General features: G+C 64.8%; 1 pseudogene. It reads right to left on the minus strand.

From position 1 onward, the window contains the following. Positions 1 to 44 precede the first annotated feature (44 nt). Positions 45 to 244, minus strand: a pseudogene (locus ASE88_RS18520) (molybdopterin oxidoreductase); the annotation flags it as partial.

Genomic DNA, 244 nt, shown 5'->3' on the forward strand with positions numbered 1-244 from the left:
CGCATCGATCCAAAAGCCGAGATCCGGTGCCGCTGACGCTTCGATCATTCGACCAGCACGTGCACATGATGCCAGGCGGTGCACAGATAGCCAGCGAAGTTCCACATCGTATCCGGCCGCTCGGGCTGACCCTGTCCAGTGTCGTCGAAGGCGCGCACGACAAGGTGCTGGCGCCCCTTGTCGAGCGTGGCGTCGAGGGTCCAGCGCCGCCAACCCCAGTGCGCCTCCGGATCATCGGTGAACG

It is taken from the genome of Sphingomonas sp. Leaf38, assembly GCF_001421825.1.
Classification (GTDB): domain Bacteria; phylum Pseudomonadota; class Alphaproteobacteria; order Sphingomonadales; family Sphingomonadaceae; genus Sphingomonas.